Origin of the sequence: Rhodococcus sp. (in: high G+C Gram-positive bacteria), assembly GCF_049299235.1 — a bacterium.
Classification (GTDB): Bacteria; Actinomycetota; Actinomycetes; order Mycobacteriales; family Mycobacteriaceae; genus Rhodococcus.
The window spans coordinates 1-15387 of the sequence record NZ_JBAQXC010000001.1 but is presented as its reverse complement, the minus strand read 5'-3'; the positions used below and the strand labels follow the sequence as shown (position 1 = coordinate 15387).

The following is a 15387-nucleotide window of genomic DNA, read 5'->3' as shown; positions in this document are numbered from 1 at the left end:
GCCCTGCGTTCGCAGGGCCTGAAGGTGTTGCTGAGTCTCGGCGAAACAGACCCGGCGGAGTTCTTCGCCGCATTCTTCGATCTGCCGGTGGAACGACAGCGCGCCTATCTGTCCGGGCGCACCGATCCGGCCGGTGTCGCCGCGGCGATGTGGTCGTTTTTCGGTGCGGTGTCCCCCACCCTGCGCCGGACGATTCTGCGCGCGATCATCTGAGGCGAGGCGCGAATCGGGACGAGCCGCGAACTGGGTCGGGGCGACGAATTCCGGCGGTCGACTGCACGACTGTGCATCATCCCGCATGATGGGAACATGCGGTCGATCTGGAAGGGTTCCCTCGCGTTCGGCTTGGTGAATGTGCCGGTGAAAGTATATTCCGCCACCGAAAGTCACGATATCCGGTTCCATCAGGTGCATGCGAAGGACGGCGGACGGATCAGATACGACCGCGTGTGCACCGAGTGCGGCGAGTCGGTTCCGTACGCGGAAATCGACAAGGCGGTCGATGCGGACGACGGCGCTCGGGTCGTGCTGACGGACGACGACTTCGAGAAGTTGCCGGCAGCGGAGAAGCACGAGATTCCGGTACTGCAGTTCGTACCGACAGAGCAGATCGATCCGATTCTGTTCGAGAAGTCCTACTATCTGGAACCGGATTCGTCGTCGCCGAAGGCGTACGCGCTGCTCGCGGCGACCCTGGAGCGCAGCGACCGCATCGCGCTGGTGCATTTCACGTTGCGGCAGCGCACCCGGCTTGCCGCGCTGCGCAACCGTGATGGGCTGCTCGTGCTCCAGACGCTGTTGTGGCCGGACGAGGTGCGGGCGGCGGATTTTCCGGTGCACGACGGCATTCCGGCTCCGACATCGAAGGAACTGGCGATGGCCGAAACGCTCGTCGAGTCGATGTCCGAGGATTTCGATCCGGACGGGTTCACCGACGAATACCAGGTCGAGTTGCGTGCGCTGATCGACGACGCGCTCGCTCGCGGCGGCGAGAAAGTGTTTCAGGCGCCCGAGACCACCTCCGCTGGGGAGGACGCCGAGGTGCTCGACCTGGTCGCGGCATTGCAGCGCAGCGTGGACGCGGCGTCGAAGTCCACCGGGTCCGCGAAGTCCACCGGAAGCGCCAAGTCCACCGCGAATCGAACGACGGCACCGCAGGCCCGGACTCGTAAGCCCCCGGCGAAGAAGTCCGGCGCGCGCAAACGCGCCTGATCTCCGACGCTCCCGGTCACGTCGGGTCAGGTGCTCGCCGCGTCCGCTTCCGCGTCGCTGAGCTGTTCGATCCCGGTCCGAGTGTTGAGCGCGACTTCCTTGATGAACGCGATCGCAACGAACGCCAGCGCCGCGAGTACCGCCGCGATCAGGAATATCCGGGCAGTGGCGTCACCGTATGCGGCACGGACGACCTCGGCGACGGCCGGCGGCAGCTCGTTGAGGTTGGACAGGCCCGCACCGCCGGAACCGCCCGGAATAGTGATGCCCAGCGCCGCCAGTCCCGTCGCGATCAGCTCGACGATGTGGCTGGACAGGACCGCGCCGAGAACGGACACACCGGCGGCGCCACCGAGCGAACGGAAGAACGTCACCGTGGAACTGGCCGCACCGAGGTTCTGCGGGGCAACCGAATTCTGTACCGCAAGCACAAGGTTCTGCATTGTCATGCCCATACCGAGACCGAGCACGAACAGATAGCCGGACATCAGGACGATGTTGGTGCTGTGATCGATCGTCGACAGCAGCCCGAACCCGACGGTCATCGCGAACGCGCCGACGACAAGGTAGATCTTCCAGCGGCCGAATCGTGTGATGAGAGCGCCGGACAGCGCGCCGGAGATCGTCGAGCCGAGCACCATGGGCACCGTGAGCAGCCCGGCCGCGGTCGGGCTGTAGCCGCGGGCGATCTGAAAGTACTGGCCGAGGAACACAGCACCGCCGAACAGTGCGACACCGACGGCAATACTGGCGAGTGTCGCCAGGGTCGTGGTGCGGTCCCGGAACAAGTGCAGCGGGATGATCGGGTCCTTCGCTCGGCTCTCGACGAATACCGCCGCTCCCAGCACCACGACGCCGAACGCGACCAGGCCGTACGACATCGCCGACCCCCAGGCGAAGTTCTTGCCCGCCAGGGTCACCCAGATCAGCAACACGCTCACGCCGGTGGCGATGAGGGTGGCGCCGAGATAATCGATGGTCACGTCCTTGCGCACGGTCGGCAGGTTCAGGGTGCGCTGAACGACGACGAAGGCGATGACAGCGAGAGGCACACCGATGAAGAACGTCCAGCGCCAGCCGAGCCAGCTGGTGTCGACGATGACACCACCGATCAGCGGTCCGGCGACAGTGGCGACGGCCATCACCGCCGCAATCGGCCCCTGGTAGCGGCCGCGTTCACGCGGACTGAACATCGAGGCGATGACAATGACGACGAGGGCCTGCAACCCGCCGAGACCGAGTCCCTGGATCGCGCGACAACCGATGAGCATGCCGACGGACTGAGACAGTCCGGCGAGCACGGATCCGGCGGTGAACAAGATCAACGACAACTGGACCAGCAGTTTCTTACTGACCAGATCGGAGAACTTACCCCAGATCGGTGTGGTCGCGGTGGACGCGAGCAGAGTCGCGGTCACCACCCAGGTGTACTGGTCCTGAGTGCCGTGCAGATCGATGATGATCGTCGGGAGCGCGTTGGACACGATTGTCGAAGACAAGAACGCCACGAACATGCCCAACAGCAGCCCGACCAGCGCCTCGATACGCTGCCTGTGGGTCATCTCCTGCTCGCCCGGCTGTGTCACCTCGGCGCCGGACGTCGGTGGCACGGATGCGGTCATGGTCGTTCCTCGCAGATCTGTGTGGTCGGACTGGCGGCGCGGATCGCTCGCCGGCAGGGTCGGACTCCGGGGAAGCTTTCGACGGCGGCACTGAGCCGATTCAGGCGGTCGGCGAGGTCGTGGGCGTCCTCATCGGTCCAGTCCGGCACGGCATCTTGAAGCAGGCGCACGAATCGTGCCCGGTATTCCTGTAGTGCGACGGACCCCGCGTCGCTGAGGGTCAGGCTCGACGCGCGGCGATCGTCGGGATCGGCGTTGCGTCGCGCGTACCCGAGGGATTCGGCGTGGGCGACCTGACGACTCAGCGTCGATGCCGTCACTCCGAGCCGATCGGCGAGATCGCCGAGCCGGCATCCTTCGCCGTGTTCCAGGTTGGCGAGCAACGCCACCAGCCAGGCCGGCATGACGTCGGACTCCGATGCCCGGGCGCGGACGTGGAGGTTGCGGCTACGCCGGATCAAGGCGCGTAGTGCCGAGATCAGTTCTTCGGCGGTGTCCGGAGTCAGCGTCCCATCCCAACAGGTTGATTCACGCAACCATAAAGAACTTGGTTGCCCGATGCAACTATATTGCGAGAGACGGACGTGTGATTCGGTTCGGGACCGTGCCAACCCCAGCGCCGGTGTCGCCCCGCTGCCGCGTCAGTCGAGAACGGTACCGAGACGGTGCATCAGTGTCGCCAGGTGCCGAACGTCGTCCGGATCCCACACGGACAGGCGCTCACGCCACTGCCGGAACGTCTCCGTGCGCTGTTCCTCCAGTCGGCGACGTCCCTCCGGGGTCAACGCAACGAGCCGGGCCCGCGCGTCCTGAGGATCGGGGATGCGCTCGACCAGACCGAGTCGGCCGGCGCTGTCGATGCGCCGGGTCAAGGTCGACTTCTCGATGCCCAACGCACCGATCAGATCGGACATCGCGATCGCATCGGCGTCACGCAACAGCACCAAGAGCGGATAGCACACCGGATCCAGCTTCGGATCGACCGTACGCGCGCTGGCAGCCAGATAGTCGCGCCCTCGGCGCCACAATGCGAGCACTTCCTGCTCGAGGGCCGCGGCGACGACGCCCGGGACAGCCTCCCCGAACGAATCGGTACGGCCGGCCGAGGTGGAGAGCAGCGGATCGGTCACCGAAACCTCGCTACAGTGCCGCACAGTCCACGACGACCAAAAACGCTGCTCGACATGTCGGCCCCCTCTGTTGTCATGACGGCGCGAGGACCGCGCGCAAGGTCCGAGCGCGTCCAGACCCCGGTCCGGCGACGGCACCGGCATTCCCGTCCGCGTTCACGCGGTGAAACACGAACTCCCGGACGAGAATCCGGGAGTTCCTGCCCTGTAGGGCGTGAGTGGTCACACGGTGAAACCGAGCGCACGCAATTGCTCGCGACCGTCGTCGGTGATCTTGTCCGGCCCCCACGGCGGCATCCACACCCAGTTGATGCGCAGTTCCTCGCACAACCCGCTGCGCACCAGAGCGTTGCGGGACTGATCCTCGATCACGTCGGTGAGCGGGCACGCAGCCGACGTCAAGGTCATATCGACGGTGACCGCATCCGCGTCCTCGGTGATGCCGTAGACGAGGCCGAGATCGACGACATTGATGCCCAGTTCGGGGTCGACGACATCGCGCATCGCCTCTTCGAGTTCGTCGAGACGCTCGGGATCCATCGCCGGTGCGGCAACCCCCGTGGCTGCCGTGTCGGGGGCCGACGGTTCAGATGCCGGCGATTCGGGTGCTTCCGGGGCGCCGGTCTGGGAAGCCTGTTCGGTCATCTGCTCTGTCCTCCACTCGGGGCGGGTGCCTCGTCGACGATCTGCACCACGGCATCCTTGAACGCCATCCAGCCCAGCAGCGCGCACTTCACGCGCGCCGGGTATTTCGACACGCCGGCGAATGCGATCCCGTCGCCGATCACATCCTCGTCACCTTCGACGGTGCCGCGGCTGCCGACCATCTCGGCAAAACTGGCGACCGTCGCGAGCGCCTGGTCCACCGGCAGGCCGATCACCTGATCGGTCAGCACCGACGTGGCAGCCTGGCTGATCGAGCAGCCCTGGCCGTCGTAGGAGACATCGCCGACGACCCCGTCGTCGGTCACGTGCACCCGCAGGGTCACCTCGTCACCGCAGGTCGGGTTCACATGGTGCACCTCGGCACCGAACGGTTCCCGCAGACCCCGGTGATGTGGGTGCTTGTAGTGATCGAGGATCACTTCCTGGTACATCTGGTCCATCCGCATGTCAGGACGCCCCGTCGCTCGTGGTGTCGTCGTCCCCGGTGCGGTCCAGCGGCGGGTGCGTCCCGAAGAACTCTTGGGCACGTCGGATCGCCGCGGCCAGCGCACGCACTTCGTCGACGGTGTTGTACACCGCGAACGAGGCCCGAGCGGTCGCAGCAACACCGAACCGTCGATGCAGTGGCCACGCACAATGGTGCCCGACCCGGATCGCCACACCCTCGTCGTCGAGGATCTGTCCGAGGTCGTGTGCGTGGATGCCGTCGACGACGAACGACACCGCTCCCCCACGCTGTTCGGCGGTGACCGGGCCGATGATGCGGACCCCGTCCATGCCGTCGAGCAGTTCGAGCGCGAGCGCGGTCAGTTCGTGTTCGTGTTCGGCGACCGCGTCCATCCCGATCTCGTTCAGGTACCGCACGGCGGCGCCGAGCCCGACAACCTGCGAGGTCATCGGCACACCGGCCTCGAATCGCTGCGGCGGCGGCGCGTACGTGCTCGCCTCCATTGTCACGGTCTCGATCATCGACCCGCCGGTGAGAAACGGTGGCATCGCGTCGAGCAGTGCCTGTTTGCCGTAGAGCACCCCGACACCGGACGGACCGAGCATCTTGTGTCCGGAGAACGCCGCGAAGTCCACGTCCAGCGCGTGGAAGTCCACCGGCATGTGTGGCACGGACTGGCACGCGTCGAGCACGACGAGCGCGCCGACGGCGCGAGCACGACGCACCAACTCCTCGACCGGTGCGACCGCCCCTGTGACATTCGACTGGTGGGTGAAGGCAACCACCTTGACCGCATCCGTCAATTCCAGCGAATCGAGATCGATGCGGCCGTCCTCGGTGACGCCGTACCACCGCAGCCTCGCCCCGGTCCGCCGAGCCAATTCCTGCCACGGCACCAGGTTCGCGTGATGCTCGAGTTCCGTGACGACGATGTCGTCGCCGGGCCCGACCCGCAGGTCGGATCGGTCGTCACCGAGCACATGGGTGACCAGGTTCAGCGACTCGGTGGCATTCTTCGTGAACACCAACTCGTTCGCGGCAACGCCGACGAAATCCGCAATCTCCGCACGGGCGCCCTCGTACGCGTCGGTGGCTTCCTCCGCGAGCTGATGCGCGCCACGGTGCACGGCCGCGTTGCAGGTGGTGAGGAACTCACGCTCGGCGTCGAGCACCTGGACCGGGCGCTGTGATGTCGCCCCCGAATCGAGGTACACCAACGGCTTCCCCTCACGCACCGTACGGGCCAGGATCGGGAAGTCCTCCCGGATCCTGGTGACGTCGAGTTCCCGCACCGGGACAGTCATGTGTCTAGGCTCCTGCCGCAGCCTGAGTGAAACGGACGTACCCGTTGGTCTCGAGCTCGTCGGCGAGCTCCGGGCCACCGGATTCGACGATGCGGCCACCGACGAACACGTGCACGAACTGCGGAGTGATGTAGCGCAGGATGCGGGTGTAGTGGGTAATGAGGAGGACGCCGCCGTGCTCACGTTCCTGGTAGCGGTTGACGCCCTCGGAGACCACCCGCAGCGCATCGACGTCGAGCCCGGAGTCGGTCTCGTCGAGGATCGCGATCTGCGGCTTGAGCACGCCGAGCTGCAGGATCTCGTGGCGCTTCTTCTCGCCCCCGGAGAAGCCCTCGTTGACACTGCGCTCACCGAACGCCGGATCGATGTCCAGCTCGGCCATCGCCCCCTTGACCTCCTTGACCCAGGTCCGGAGCTTCGGGGCTTCACCGCGGACAGCGGTGGCGGCGGTGCGCAGGAAATTCGACATCGATACGCCGGGCACCTCGACCGGGTACTGCATCGCCAGGAACAGGCCGGCGCGGGCACGCTCGTCGACACTCATCTCCAGCACATTTTCACCGTTGAGGGTGATGCTGCCGGAAGTCACCTCGTATTTGGGGTGACCGGCGATCGCGTACGACAGGGTCGACTTGCCGGAACCGTTCGGGCCCATGATGGCGTGTGTCTCGCCGGAGCGAACCGTCAGGTTCACGCCCTTGAGGATGTTGATCGGCTCGGCGTTCTCATCGGTCTGTGCGACGCGAACGTGCAGGTCCTTGATCTCGAGGACGTTCTGGGGGGTGGACATCGGTGAATCGGTTCCTTACGACAGTGTGTGGGGTGGTCGCGCTCAGGCGCCGACGACGGCAAGTTCGGCTTCGACAGCAGCCTCGAGCCGTTCCCGGACCTCGGGGACGGTGATCTTCTCGATCAGCTCGTGGAAGAAGCCACGGACCACGAGTCGGCGCGCCTGGTCCTCGGGGATACCGCGGGCGCGCAGGTAGAACAGCTGTTCGTCGTCGAACCGGCCGGTCGCGGAGGCGTGACCAGCACCGACGATCTCCCCGGTCTCGATCTCGAGGTTCGGTACCGAGTCGGCACGGGCCCCGTCGGTGAGCACGAGGTTGCGGTTGAGTTCGAATGTGTCGGTGCCCTCGGCCTCGGCGCGGATGAGCACGTCACCGATCCACACGGTGTGGGCGTCGGGCTTGCCGGACTCGGGGTCGCCCTGCAGCGCGCCCTTGTACACGACGTTGGACTTGCAGTGCGGCTGCGAGTGGTCGACCAACAGACGCTGCTCCAGGTGCTGACCGGCGTCGGCAAAATACAGGCCGAGCAGTTCGGCGTCGCCGCCGGGCGCGCCGTACTTCACGGTCGGCGAGATCCGCACGAGGTCACCGCCGAGACCGACGGTGAAATGCCGCAACGCGGCGTCACGCCCGAGCAGCGCGTGGTGCGCGGCGACATGTACGGCGTCGTCGTTCCAGTCCTGCACGGCCACGATATTCAGGTGTGCGCTGTCGCCGACAACGAACTCGATGTTCTCCGCATACGTGCCGCTGCCCCGCTGATCCAGGATCACGGTGACCTTTGCGAAGGGTTCGAGCCGCAGCTGCAGATGCCCGTAGGCGACCGCACCCTCACCGGGGCCGGTGACGGTGACGGTGACGGGATCGGCGACCTCCACCTCTGTGCCGACGGTGACGATCGTCGCCGACTCGAACGACGAGTACGCCTGCGCGGCAATGCGGTCGAACGGGACACCACCCTGTCCGAGTCGCTCGTCGTCGCGACCGACGGTCTCGACCTGCACACCGGCAGCGGCGGAGACCTCGACGGTCGCGGTGCCGGAGGCGGCGGCGCTGCCGTCGTGCAATCCGCGCAGGCGGCGCAGCGGAGTGAACCGCCACGCCTCGTCGCGGCCGCCGGGGATCTCGAACGCGTTCACATCGAACGACGTGAACACCTCACCCTTGTTAGTGGTAGGAACTGCCTGTGTGTTCTCGCCGCGCACGGCGTCCTGCACCCCGGTGGGGGTGTGAGCGGTATTCGCAGCCATTTAGCCGACTGCCCCTTCCATCTGCAATTCGATCAGTCGGTTCAACTCGAGGGCGTACTCCATGGGGAGTTCTTTCGCGATCGGCTCGACGAAGCCTCGCACGACCATCGCCATCGCCTCGTCCTCGGTCAGCCCGCGGCTCATGAGGTAGAACAGTTGGTCGTCGCTGACCTTCGACACGGTCGCCTCGTGACCCATCGTCACGTCGTCCTCACGGATGTCGACGTACGGGTAGGTGTCCGAGCGACTGATCTGGTCGACGAGCAGCGCGTCGCACTTGACCGTCGACTTCGAGCCGTGGGCGCCCTTGTTGACCTGCACCAGTCCGCGATAGGAGGCCCGGCCACCGCCACGCGCGACCGACTTGGACACGATCGTCGAGGAGGTGTGCGGCGCCAGGTGCAGCATCTTCGCGCCGGTGTCCTGGTGCTGTCCCTCACCCGCGAACGCGATCGAGAGCACCTCACCACGGGCATGCTCGCCCATCATCCACACCGCCGGGTACTTCATCGTCACCTTGGAACCGATGTTGCCGTCGATCCATTCCATGTGCCCGCCGGCCTCGACCTTGGTGCGCTTGGTGACCAGGTTGTAGACGTTGTTCGACCAGTTCTGGATGGTCGTGTAGCGGCAGTGGCCGCCCTTCTTGACGATGATCTCGACGACCGCCGAATGCAGTGAGTCCGACTTGTAGATCGGCGCGGTGCAACCCTCGACGTAATGCACGGAGGCGCCCTCGTCGACGATGATCAGCGTCCGCTCGAACTGGCCCATGTTCTCGGTGTTGATCCGGAAGTAGGCCTGCAGCGGAATGTCGACGCGCACGCCAGGCGGCACGTAGATGAACGAGCCACCGGACCACACGGCGGTGTTCAGCGCGGAAAACTTGTTGTCGCCGGCCGGGATGACCGTGCCGAAGTACTCCTTGAAGATCTCGGGGTGCTCGCGCAGGCCCGAGTCGGTGTCGAGGAAGATCACGCCCTGCGACTCGAGGTCCTCACGAATCTGGTGGTAGACCACCTCGGATTCGTACTGGGCGGCGACACCGGCGACGAGACGCTGCTTCTCCGCTTCCGGGATCCCCAGCTTGTCGTAGGTGTTCTTGATGTCCTCGGGCAGTTCCTCCCAGGACGTAGCCTGCTTCTCCGTCGAGCGGACGAAGTACTTGATGTTGTCGAAGTCGATGCCCTCCAGGTTCGAGCCCCACCCCGGCATCGGCTTCTTGCCGAACGTGCGCAGCGCCTTGAGGCGGATGTCGAGCATCCACTCGGGCTCGTTCTTCTTGGCGGAGATGTCGCGCACGACCGCTTCGGACAGGCCGCGCTGCGCCGCGGAACCGGCGGCATCCGGGTCCGACCAACCGTAGTCGTAGTGGCCAAGGGACGCGATGGTCTCCTCCTGCGTCAGCGGCGCACTCGCGCCGGACGCCTGGTCCGAGGTGAGAGTCATGCGAGCTCCTTCCGGAGTCTTGTTCGTTGTCGGCGCCGACTGGTGTGCCGACGGTCGGGCTGCTGGTGGTTACCGTTCGCGACGGTCAGGGACCGCTGTCGGAACGGGCGTCGGCCGCCGGATCCGGCAGCAACGGAACGTGGGTGGTACAGAAGCTGTCGCCGTTGGCGATGGTCGCCAGCCGCTGGACGTGCGTGCCGAGGATCTCCACGAAGGCCTCCTGTTCCGCCTCGCACAACTCCGGGAACTGTTCGGCGACGTGCGAGACCGGGCAGTGGTGCTGGCAGACCTGCACCCCGGTGCCGACCCGTCGGGTGGAGGCCGCGAATCCGGCTGCGGTGAACGCACCGGTGATGTCCTCGATTGTTGCTTCGACCTCGTCGGACCCGGCGGCCGGTTCGACACCGGCGAGGATCGATTGCACGCGGCGGCGTGCGAAGTCCTCGATGGCGGCGTCGCCGCCGAGTTCACGCAGATGCCGCATCGCGGCACCGGCAAGATCGTCGTAGGTATGCCCGAGGCGAGCGCGACCGACTGCGGTGAGCTGGAAACGGCGTGCCGGGCGACCCCGGCCCCTGCCCTGCCGACGTGGCGGCGCCGCTGCCTGCGCCTCGCCGGTGTCGATGAGCGCATCGAGGTGCCTGCGCACCCCGGCTGCACTCAGTCCGAGATGCCTGCCGATCTCCGGTGCCGTGATCGGCCCCTGCTCGAGCAGCAATTGCACGACGGCCGCGCGCGTCTGGCCTTCGTGCTGCGGCGAAGAATCACGCGTCGAACGCACGTCGGCGAGACTTGCGTCGGGCACGCGGCCCGCGCAATTCTCGTCCACTACCGGTTCGGTCGCTGATTTCACAACACCAGTGTGACGGAATTCGGATGCACGGTCCACCAAGGGTGCCCTTCCCCACAGCCGGACCGGAGGTGGAGGTCGCTCCCGACCCGCCCGATAGGCTGCTCGGGTGCCGCCGACCCTCGAGCAACCCAGCACGGCCGGTCCGGCCCTCGAACCGAGCCGATCCGGTACCGCCGGTTCCCGGCTGATCGGCACCATCGGCGTCCGCGTCGCCGCGTTGGGCAAACGCGTGCTGGGACTCGACGGCCCGGGCCACCACGCCGACGTCGTGACCGTTCTGCACGGGGACGAACGCGAAGGTCGCGGTCTCAACGCAACCGAAACCACGCAACTGCACGGGATCCGGCTGTTCGGTGCGACCGGCACGGTGCTGATGTGCGTCGGCGCACTCGGGGCGGGAGCCCAACCGGTGCTGCAGAACCCGGTTCAGGGCGTCCGGCTGCTGGGGCTGCCTGCGCGGATGCCGAGTGCCGCGCTGGCTCTCGCAATGACCGGGACCGTCCTGGTCGTGCTGGCCTGGCTCCTGCTCGGCCGCTTCGCGGTCGGTCGGCACGACCCCGACGGGCAACCGCGCCGCCTGTCACGCTCGCAACTCGACCGCATGCTGCTGCTGTGGATCCTGCCGTTGACCATTGCTCCGCCGATGTTCAGCAAAGACGTCTACTCCTACCTGGCGCAGAGCGAAATCGCAGCGCGCGGATTGGATCCGTACGCGATTGGGCCCGCCGGGGCGCTCGGAGTCGACCACGTCCTGACTCGAACTGTGCCGAACATCTGGAGGGAAACGTCCGCGCCGTACGGCCCGGGCTTCCTGTGGCTCGGTGAGCGGATCTCCTTCCTGACCGGTGACAGCATCGTGACCGGAATCTTTCTGCACCGCCTGCTTGCGCTCGGGGGCGTCGCGCTGATCGTCTGGGCGCTGCCACGACTGGCGCGGCGCTGCGGTGTCGCATCCGTGACCGCCCTGTGGCTCGGTGCGGCGAATCCGCTCCTGCTGTTCCATCTCGTCGCCGGCATCCACAACGAGGCCCTGATGCTCGGTTTGATGCTTGCCGGCCTCGAACTGGCGTTGCGCGGCATCCACGCGGGCGGCCCCGACTCGCCGCTGCGGGGGCGGTACTTCGGGTGGCTCGTCGCCGGTGCCGCGCTGATCGCGCTGTCGTCGATGATCAAAGTTCCGTCGCTGCTCGCACTCGGATTCGTCGGCATGGCCTTGGCCCGACGCTGGGGTGCGACGGTACGGGACGTCCTGACGGCGGCGGCGCTGCTCGCGGCGGTGTCGTTGGCGGTGATTGCCGTGGTGAGCTGGGGCAGCGGCCTCGGGCTGGGTTGGACGAACACGCTGGGCACCGCGACCGAGGTGCGTAGCTGGATGTCGATTCCCACGCTGCTCGGCGTCGGAACCGGCCTCGCGGGTGTGCTGCTCGGTCTGGGCGACCACACGACCGCGATCCTGTCGATCACCCGGCCGATCGCCGCCATAATTGCGGCATTTATCACATTTCGGATGCTTCTGGCGGTGCTCGTCGGGCGGATTCACGCCGTCGGCGGGCTCGGTGTCTCGCTCGGTGCGATCGTCTTGTTGTTCCCCGTCGTGCAGCCCTGGTATCTGCTGTGGGCGGTGATCCCGCTGGCGGCGTGGGCGACCAGGCCGATCTTCCGGATCCCCACCGTCGTGTTCTCTTCCCTGGTCAGCGTCATCCTGATGCCCAACGGAGGGGAATACCAGCCGTTCATCATCGTGCAGGCCGCGATCGCGACGGTCGTCGTCGTCGGGTTGCTCATCGTCGCCACCCGCAACCGGTTGCCGTGGCGTGACGAGGAGCGCACGTCGCCGCGTCCCACCGAATCCCCCGAATCCCCCGACGCCTAGGCTGGAAACCCGTGACCTCGAGATCCCCTGCCGGTGCGGCGCCCGCGGTGCGCCTCGACGGCGTCGTCAAGAAGTTCGGCGACACCACCGCCGTGAACGGCCTCGACCTCACGGTCGAGCGTGCCCAAGTTCTGGCTCTGCTCGGCCCCAACGGTGCCGGCAAGACCACCACCGTGGAGATGTGTGAGGGATTCACACCGCCCGACGCGGGCACGGTTCGGGTACTCGGACTCGATCCGATCGCCGATTCGGACGAGTTGCGACCCCGCATCGGGGTGATGTTGCAGGGTGGCGGTGCGTACCCCGGGTCCAAGGCCGGCGAGATGCTCGACCTGGTCGCCTCGTATTCGGCGGATCCGATCGATCCTGCCTGGCTGTTGGACTGTCTCGGGCTCGACGAGGCTCGCCGTACCCCGTACCGGCGGTTGTCCGGCGGCCAGCAGCAGCGACTTGCGCTGGCATGCGCGCTGGTCGGGCGCCCGGAACTGGTATTCCTCGACGAGCCGACCGCCGGTCTCGACGCCCAGGCACGACTGCTGGTGTGGGAGTTGATCGACGCACTGCGCCGCGACGGAGTCTCGGTACTCCTCACGACACATCTGATGAACGAGGCCGAGGAACTCGCCGACGAAATCGTGATCATCGATCACGGACGCGTTGTCGCCGCCGGAACACCTGCGGAAGTGGCCCGAACCGGATCCGAGCACCAACTCTGGCTGACGGCATCCGCCGGACTCGACCTGGCGCCGCTGCGCACCGCCCTGCCCGACGGCTTCCGCGCACGCGAGGCACAACCCGGTCGCTATCTCGTCGAAGGCACGATCGATCCTGCCGTGGTCACCGCCACCGCGGCGTGGTGCGCCGACCAGGGCGCGCTGGTCAGTGAACTCCGCGTCGACCAGCGCAGCCTCGAGGACGTATTCCTCGACTTGACCGGACGGGAGTTGAGGAGTTGAGCGTGACACACGAGGAGCGGTTGGCGAGTAACCGGTTCGACATCGGCACCTTCGCTCCCGCGCCACGACCCAACACAGCGGTAGCGATGCTCGCGGCGCAGACGCGCATGGAGCTCAAACTGCTGCTGCGCAACGGCGAACAGTTGCTGCTGACGATGTTCATTCCGATCACTTTGCTGATCGGAATGACGTTGCTGCCGATCGGCGACCTCGGCGATCCACGTGTAGAGCGGATCCTGCCCGCTGTGATGATGGTTGCGGTGATGTCCACCGCGTTCACCGGTCAGGCCATCGCCGTCGGATTCGACCGCAGATACGGTGCATTGAAAAGGATCGGTGCGACCGCCCTCCCGAAGTGGGGAATCATCGCAGGCAAGAGCTGCGCGGTGGCGATCGTGGTGGCGATGCAATCGATTCTGCTCGGTGCGATCGGAATCGCCCTCGGATGGCGTCCGACACTGCTCGGGTTGTTGCTCGGTGCCATCGTCATCGCGCTCGGCACAGTCATGTTCGCGACGCTCGGTCTACTGCTCGGCGGGACCTTGCGCGCCGAGATCGTACTGGCGCTGGCGAACTTGATCTGGTTCGTGCTGCTCGGCATCGGCAGTGTCGTGATCGCCGGGGACGGCCTGCCCGATGCCCTCGTCCACCTGGCGCGGGTGACCCCGTCGGGGGCGCTTGCCCTTGGCCTCCAGGAGGCTGCGCGCGGCAGCGTGGACTGGCTCGCCGCGGCGGTCCTCGCCGTGTGGGCGACGGCCGGCGCGTTCCTGGCCCGCCGATACTTCCGATTCACGTGACCGTGACCGGCCGACAACCCAACTACACGGCGTAGTGGACCGACCCGTACCATCGTGGACGTGCTGTATCGCGGCTACCTGAACCTCGTCGATCGACTTCCGCTGCCCTCCCTGCGAACCCAGCGGTTCATCGCCTTCCTCACCATCGTCGTGCAAGGCGGCATCGCCGTCACCGGCTCGGTCGTGCGAGTCACCGCGTCGGGTCTCGGGTGTCCCACCTGGCCGCAGTGCTTCCCCGGTTCACTGGTCCCGGTCGGGGTGTCCAGCAACGTCCACACACTGCACCAGATCGTCGAGTTCGGGAATCGGCTTCTGACGTTCGTGGTCGTCGCCGTGTCGGCCGCGATCGTCCTCGCCGTCACCCGTGCGCGCCGCAGGCGCGAGGTGATCGCATGGGCGTGGCTGATGCCCGCCGGTACCGTGCTGCAGGCGATCATCGGCGGCGTCACCGTGCTCGCCGGCCTGCTGTGGTGGACCGTCGCCGTCCACCTGGTCGTCTCGATGCTGCTGGTGTGGCTCGCAACGGTGATGTTCGTCAAGATCGGCGAGCCCGACGACGGCGTGATCGAGCAGGTCCTGGCCCCACCGCTGCGATGGCTGACCGCCCTGTCCGGGGTTCTCCTCGCGGGTGTACTGATCGCAGGCACGATGGTCACCGGGGCCGGCCCACACGCAGGCGACAAGAGCCCCGAGCGGTCGGTGCCGCGCCTCGACATCGACATCACCACGTTGGTGCATCTGCATGCCGAACTGCTCGTCGGCTATCTGGCGCTGCTGGTGGGCCTCGCGTTCGCGCTGTACGCGGTCGCCGCGCCCGACGCGGTGAAACTACGCCTGAAAGTTCTTCTCGGCCTCGTCCTCGCCCAGTCCCTCATCGGTCTCGTGCAGTTCTGGACGGATGTCCCGGCGGTACTCGTGGTGATGCATGTGGCCGGCGCCGGCCTGTGCACCGCGGCGACCGCCGCGGTGTGGTCTGCCGGCCGCGTCCGCACCACGGCGCCGCAACCCGAACCTGTCACCGCCGCCTGATCAGCAT

Annotated in this window: 15 protein-coding genes and 1 pseudogene; 6 read left to right on the top strand and 10 right to left on the bottom strand. The window is 66.7% G+C overall.

What is annotated here, in order from left to right:
- Together WAX14_RS00080 and WAX14_RS00075 are read left to right on the top strand one after the other, a co-directional pair.
- A pseudogene (locus tag WAX14_RS00080) lies at nucleotides 1-213 on the top strand (lycopene cyclase); the annotation flags it as partial.
- A gap of 96 nt (nucleotides 214-309) precedes the next feature.
- Nucleotides 310-1212: a Ku protein gene (locus WAX14_RS00075; RefSeq protein ID WP_422626061.1), complete on the top strand. Its 903-nt coding sequence runs from the start codon at nucleotides 310-312 to the stop codon at nucleotides 1210-1212.
- A gap of 26 nt (nucleotides 1213-1238) precedes the next feature.
- Here the strand turns inward: WAX14_RS00075 and WAX14_RS00070 are convergent, their stop codons facing one another.
- The 10 genes from WAX14_RS00070 to WAX14_RS00025 form a co-directional block, all read right to left on the bottom strand.
- Nucleotides 1239-2834 (bottom strand): MFS transporter, encoded by a 1596-nt coding sequence (locus WAX14_RS00070; protein ID WP_422626060.1) that lies wholly within the window; start codon nucleotides 2832-2834, stop codon nucleotides 1239-1241.
- Nucleotides 2831-3370, bottom strand: a complete 540-nt coding sequence (locus tag WAX14_RS00065) for a MarR family winged helix-turn-helix transcriptional regulator (protein WP_422626059.1) — start codon at nucleotides 3368-3370, stop codon at nucleotides 2831-2833. The genes WAX14_RS00070 and WAX14_RS00065 overlap by 4 nt, the downstream gene beginning before the upstream one ends.
- Before the next feature lie 105 nt (nucleotides 3371-3475).
- Nucleotides 3476-3871 (bottom strand): MarR family winged helix-turn-helix transcriptional regulator, encoded by a 396-nt coding sequence (locus WAX14_RS00060; RefSeq protein ID WP_422626063.1) that lies wholly within the window; start codon nucleotides 3869-3871, stop codon nucleotides 3476-3478.
- A gap of 315 nt (nucleotides 3872-4186) precedes the next feature.
- Nucleotides 4187-4609 carry a metal-sulfur cluster assembly factor gene (locus tag WAX14_RS00055; RefSeq protein ID WP_422626058.1) on the bottom strand — a complete coding sequence of 141 codons (423 nt, stop codon included), beginning with the start codon at nucleotides 4607-4609 and terminating at the stop codon, nucleotides 4187-4189.
- Nucleotides 4606-5076 carry a Fe-S cluster assembly sulfur transfer protein SufU gene (sufU, locus tag WAX14_RS00050; protein WP_422626057.1) on the bottom strand — a complete coding sequence of 157 codons (471 nt, stop codon included), beginning with the start codon at nucleotides 5074-5076 and terminating at the stop codon, nucleotides 4606-4608. Before sufU ends, WAX14_RS00055 begins: the two co-directional genes overlap by 4 nt.
- Nucleotide 5077: 1 nt before the next feature.
- Nucleotides 5078-6382 carry a cysteine desulfurase gene (locus WAX14_RS00045; RefSeq protein WP_422626056.1) on the bottom strand — a complete coding sequence of 435 codons (1305 nt, stop codon included), beginning with the start codon at nucleotides 6380-6382 and terminating at the stop codon, nucleotides 5078-5080.
- A gap of 4 nt (nucleotides 6383-6386) precedes the next feature.
- Nucleotides 6387-7172: a Fe-S cluster assembly ATPase SufC gene (gene sufC / locus WAX14_RS00040; protein ID WP_422626055.1), complete on the bottom strand. Its 786-nt coding sequence runs from the start codon at nucleotides 7170-7172 to the stop codon at nucleotides 6387-6389.
- Nucleotides 7173-7214: 42 nt separating this feature from the next.
- Nucleotides 7215-8423, bottom strand: coding sequence for a Fe-S cluster assembly protein SufD (sufD, locus tag WAX14_RS00035; protein ID WP_422626054.1), 1209 nt, complete (start codon nucleotides 8421-8423; stop codon nucleotides 7215-7217).
- Nucleotides 8424-9872: a Fe-S cluster assembly protein SufB gene (sufB, locus tag WAX14_RS00030; protein ID WP_422626053.1), complete on the bottom strand. Its 1449-nt coding sequence runs from the start codon at nucleotides 9870-9872 to the stop codon at nucleotides 8424-8426.
- Between the two features lie 85 nt (nucleotides 9873-9957).
- Nucleotides 9958-10677 carry a helix-turn-helix transcriptional regulator gene (locus WAX14_RS00025; protein ID WP_422626062.1) on the bottom strand — a complete coding sequence of 240 codons (720 nt, stop codon included), beginning with the start codon at nucleotides 10675-10677 and terminating at the stop codon, nucleotides 9958-9960.
- A 154-nt stretch (nucleotides 10678-10831) separates the two neighbouring features.
- Here WAX14_RS00025 and mptB point away from each other — a divergent pair, with 154 nt between their 5' ends.
- Genes mptB through WAX14_RS00005 form a run of 4 tightly spaced genes read left to right on the top strand, consistent with a single transcriptional unit; the run spans nucleotide 10832 to nucleotide 15380 of the window.
- On the top strand, nucleotides 10832-12598 hold the full coding sequence (gene mptB, locus WAX14_RS00020; protein WP_422626052.1) for a polyprenol phosphomannose-dependent alpha 1,6 mannosyltransferase MptB: 1767 nt from the start codon (nucleotides 10832-10834) through the stop codon (nucleotides 12596-12598).
- Between the two features lie 11 nt (nucleotides 12599-12609).
- Nucleotides 12610-13554, top strand: a complete 945-nt coding sequence (locus WAX14_RS00015; protein WP_422626051.1) for an ABC transporter ATP-binding protein — start codon at nucleotides 12610-12612, stop codon at nucleotides 13552-13554.
- Nucleotides 13551-14351, top strand: coding sequence for an ABC transporter permease (locus WAX14_RS00010; protein ID WP_422626050.1), 801 nt, complete (start codon nucleotides 13551-13553; stop codon nucleotides 14349-14351). Before WAX14_RS00015 ends, WAX14_RS00010 begins: the two co-directional genes overlap by 4 nt.
- Before the next feature lie 60 nt (nucleotides 14352-14411).
- Nucleotides 14412-15380 carry a COX15/CtaA family protein gene (locus WAX14_RS00005; RefSeq protein ID WP_422626049.1) on the top strand — a complete coding sequence of 323 codons (969 nt, stop codon included), beginning with the start codon at nucleotides 14412-14414 and terminating at the stop codon, nucleotides 15378-15380.
- Nucleotides 15381-15387 lie beyond the last annotated feature (7 nt).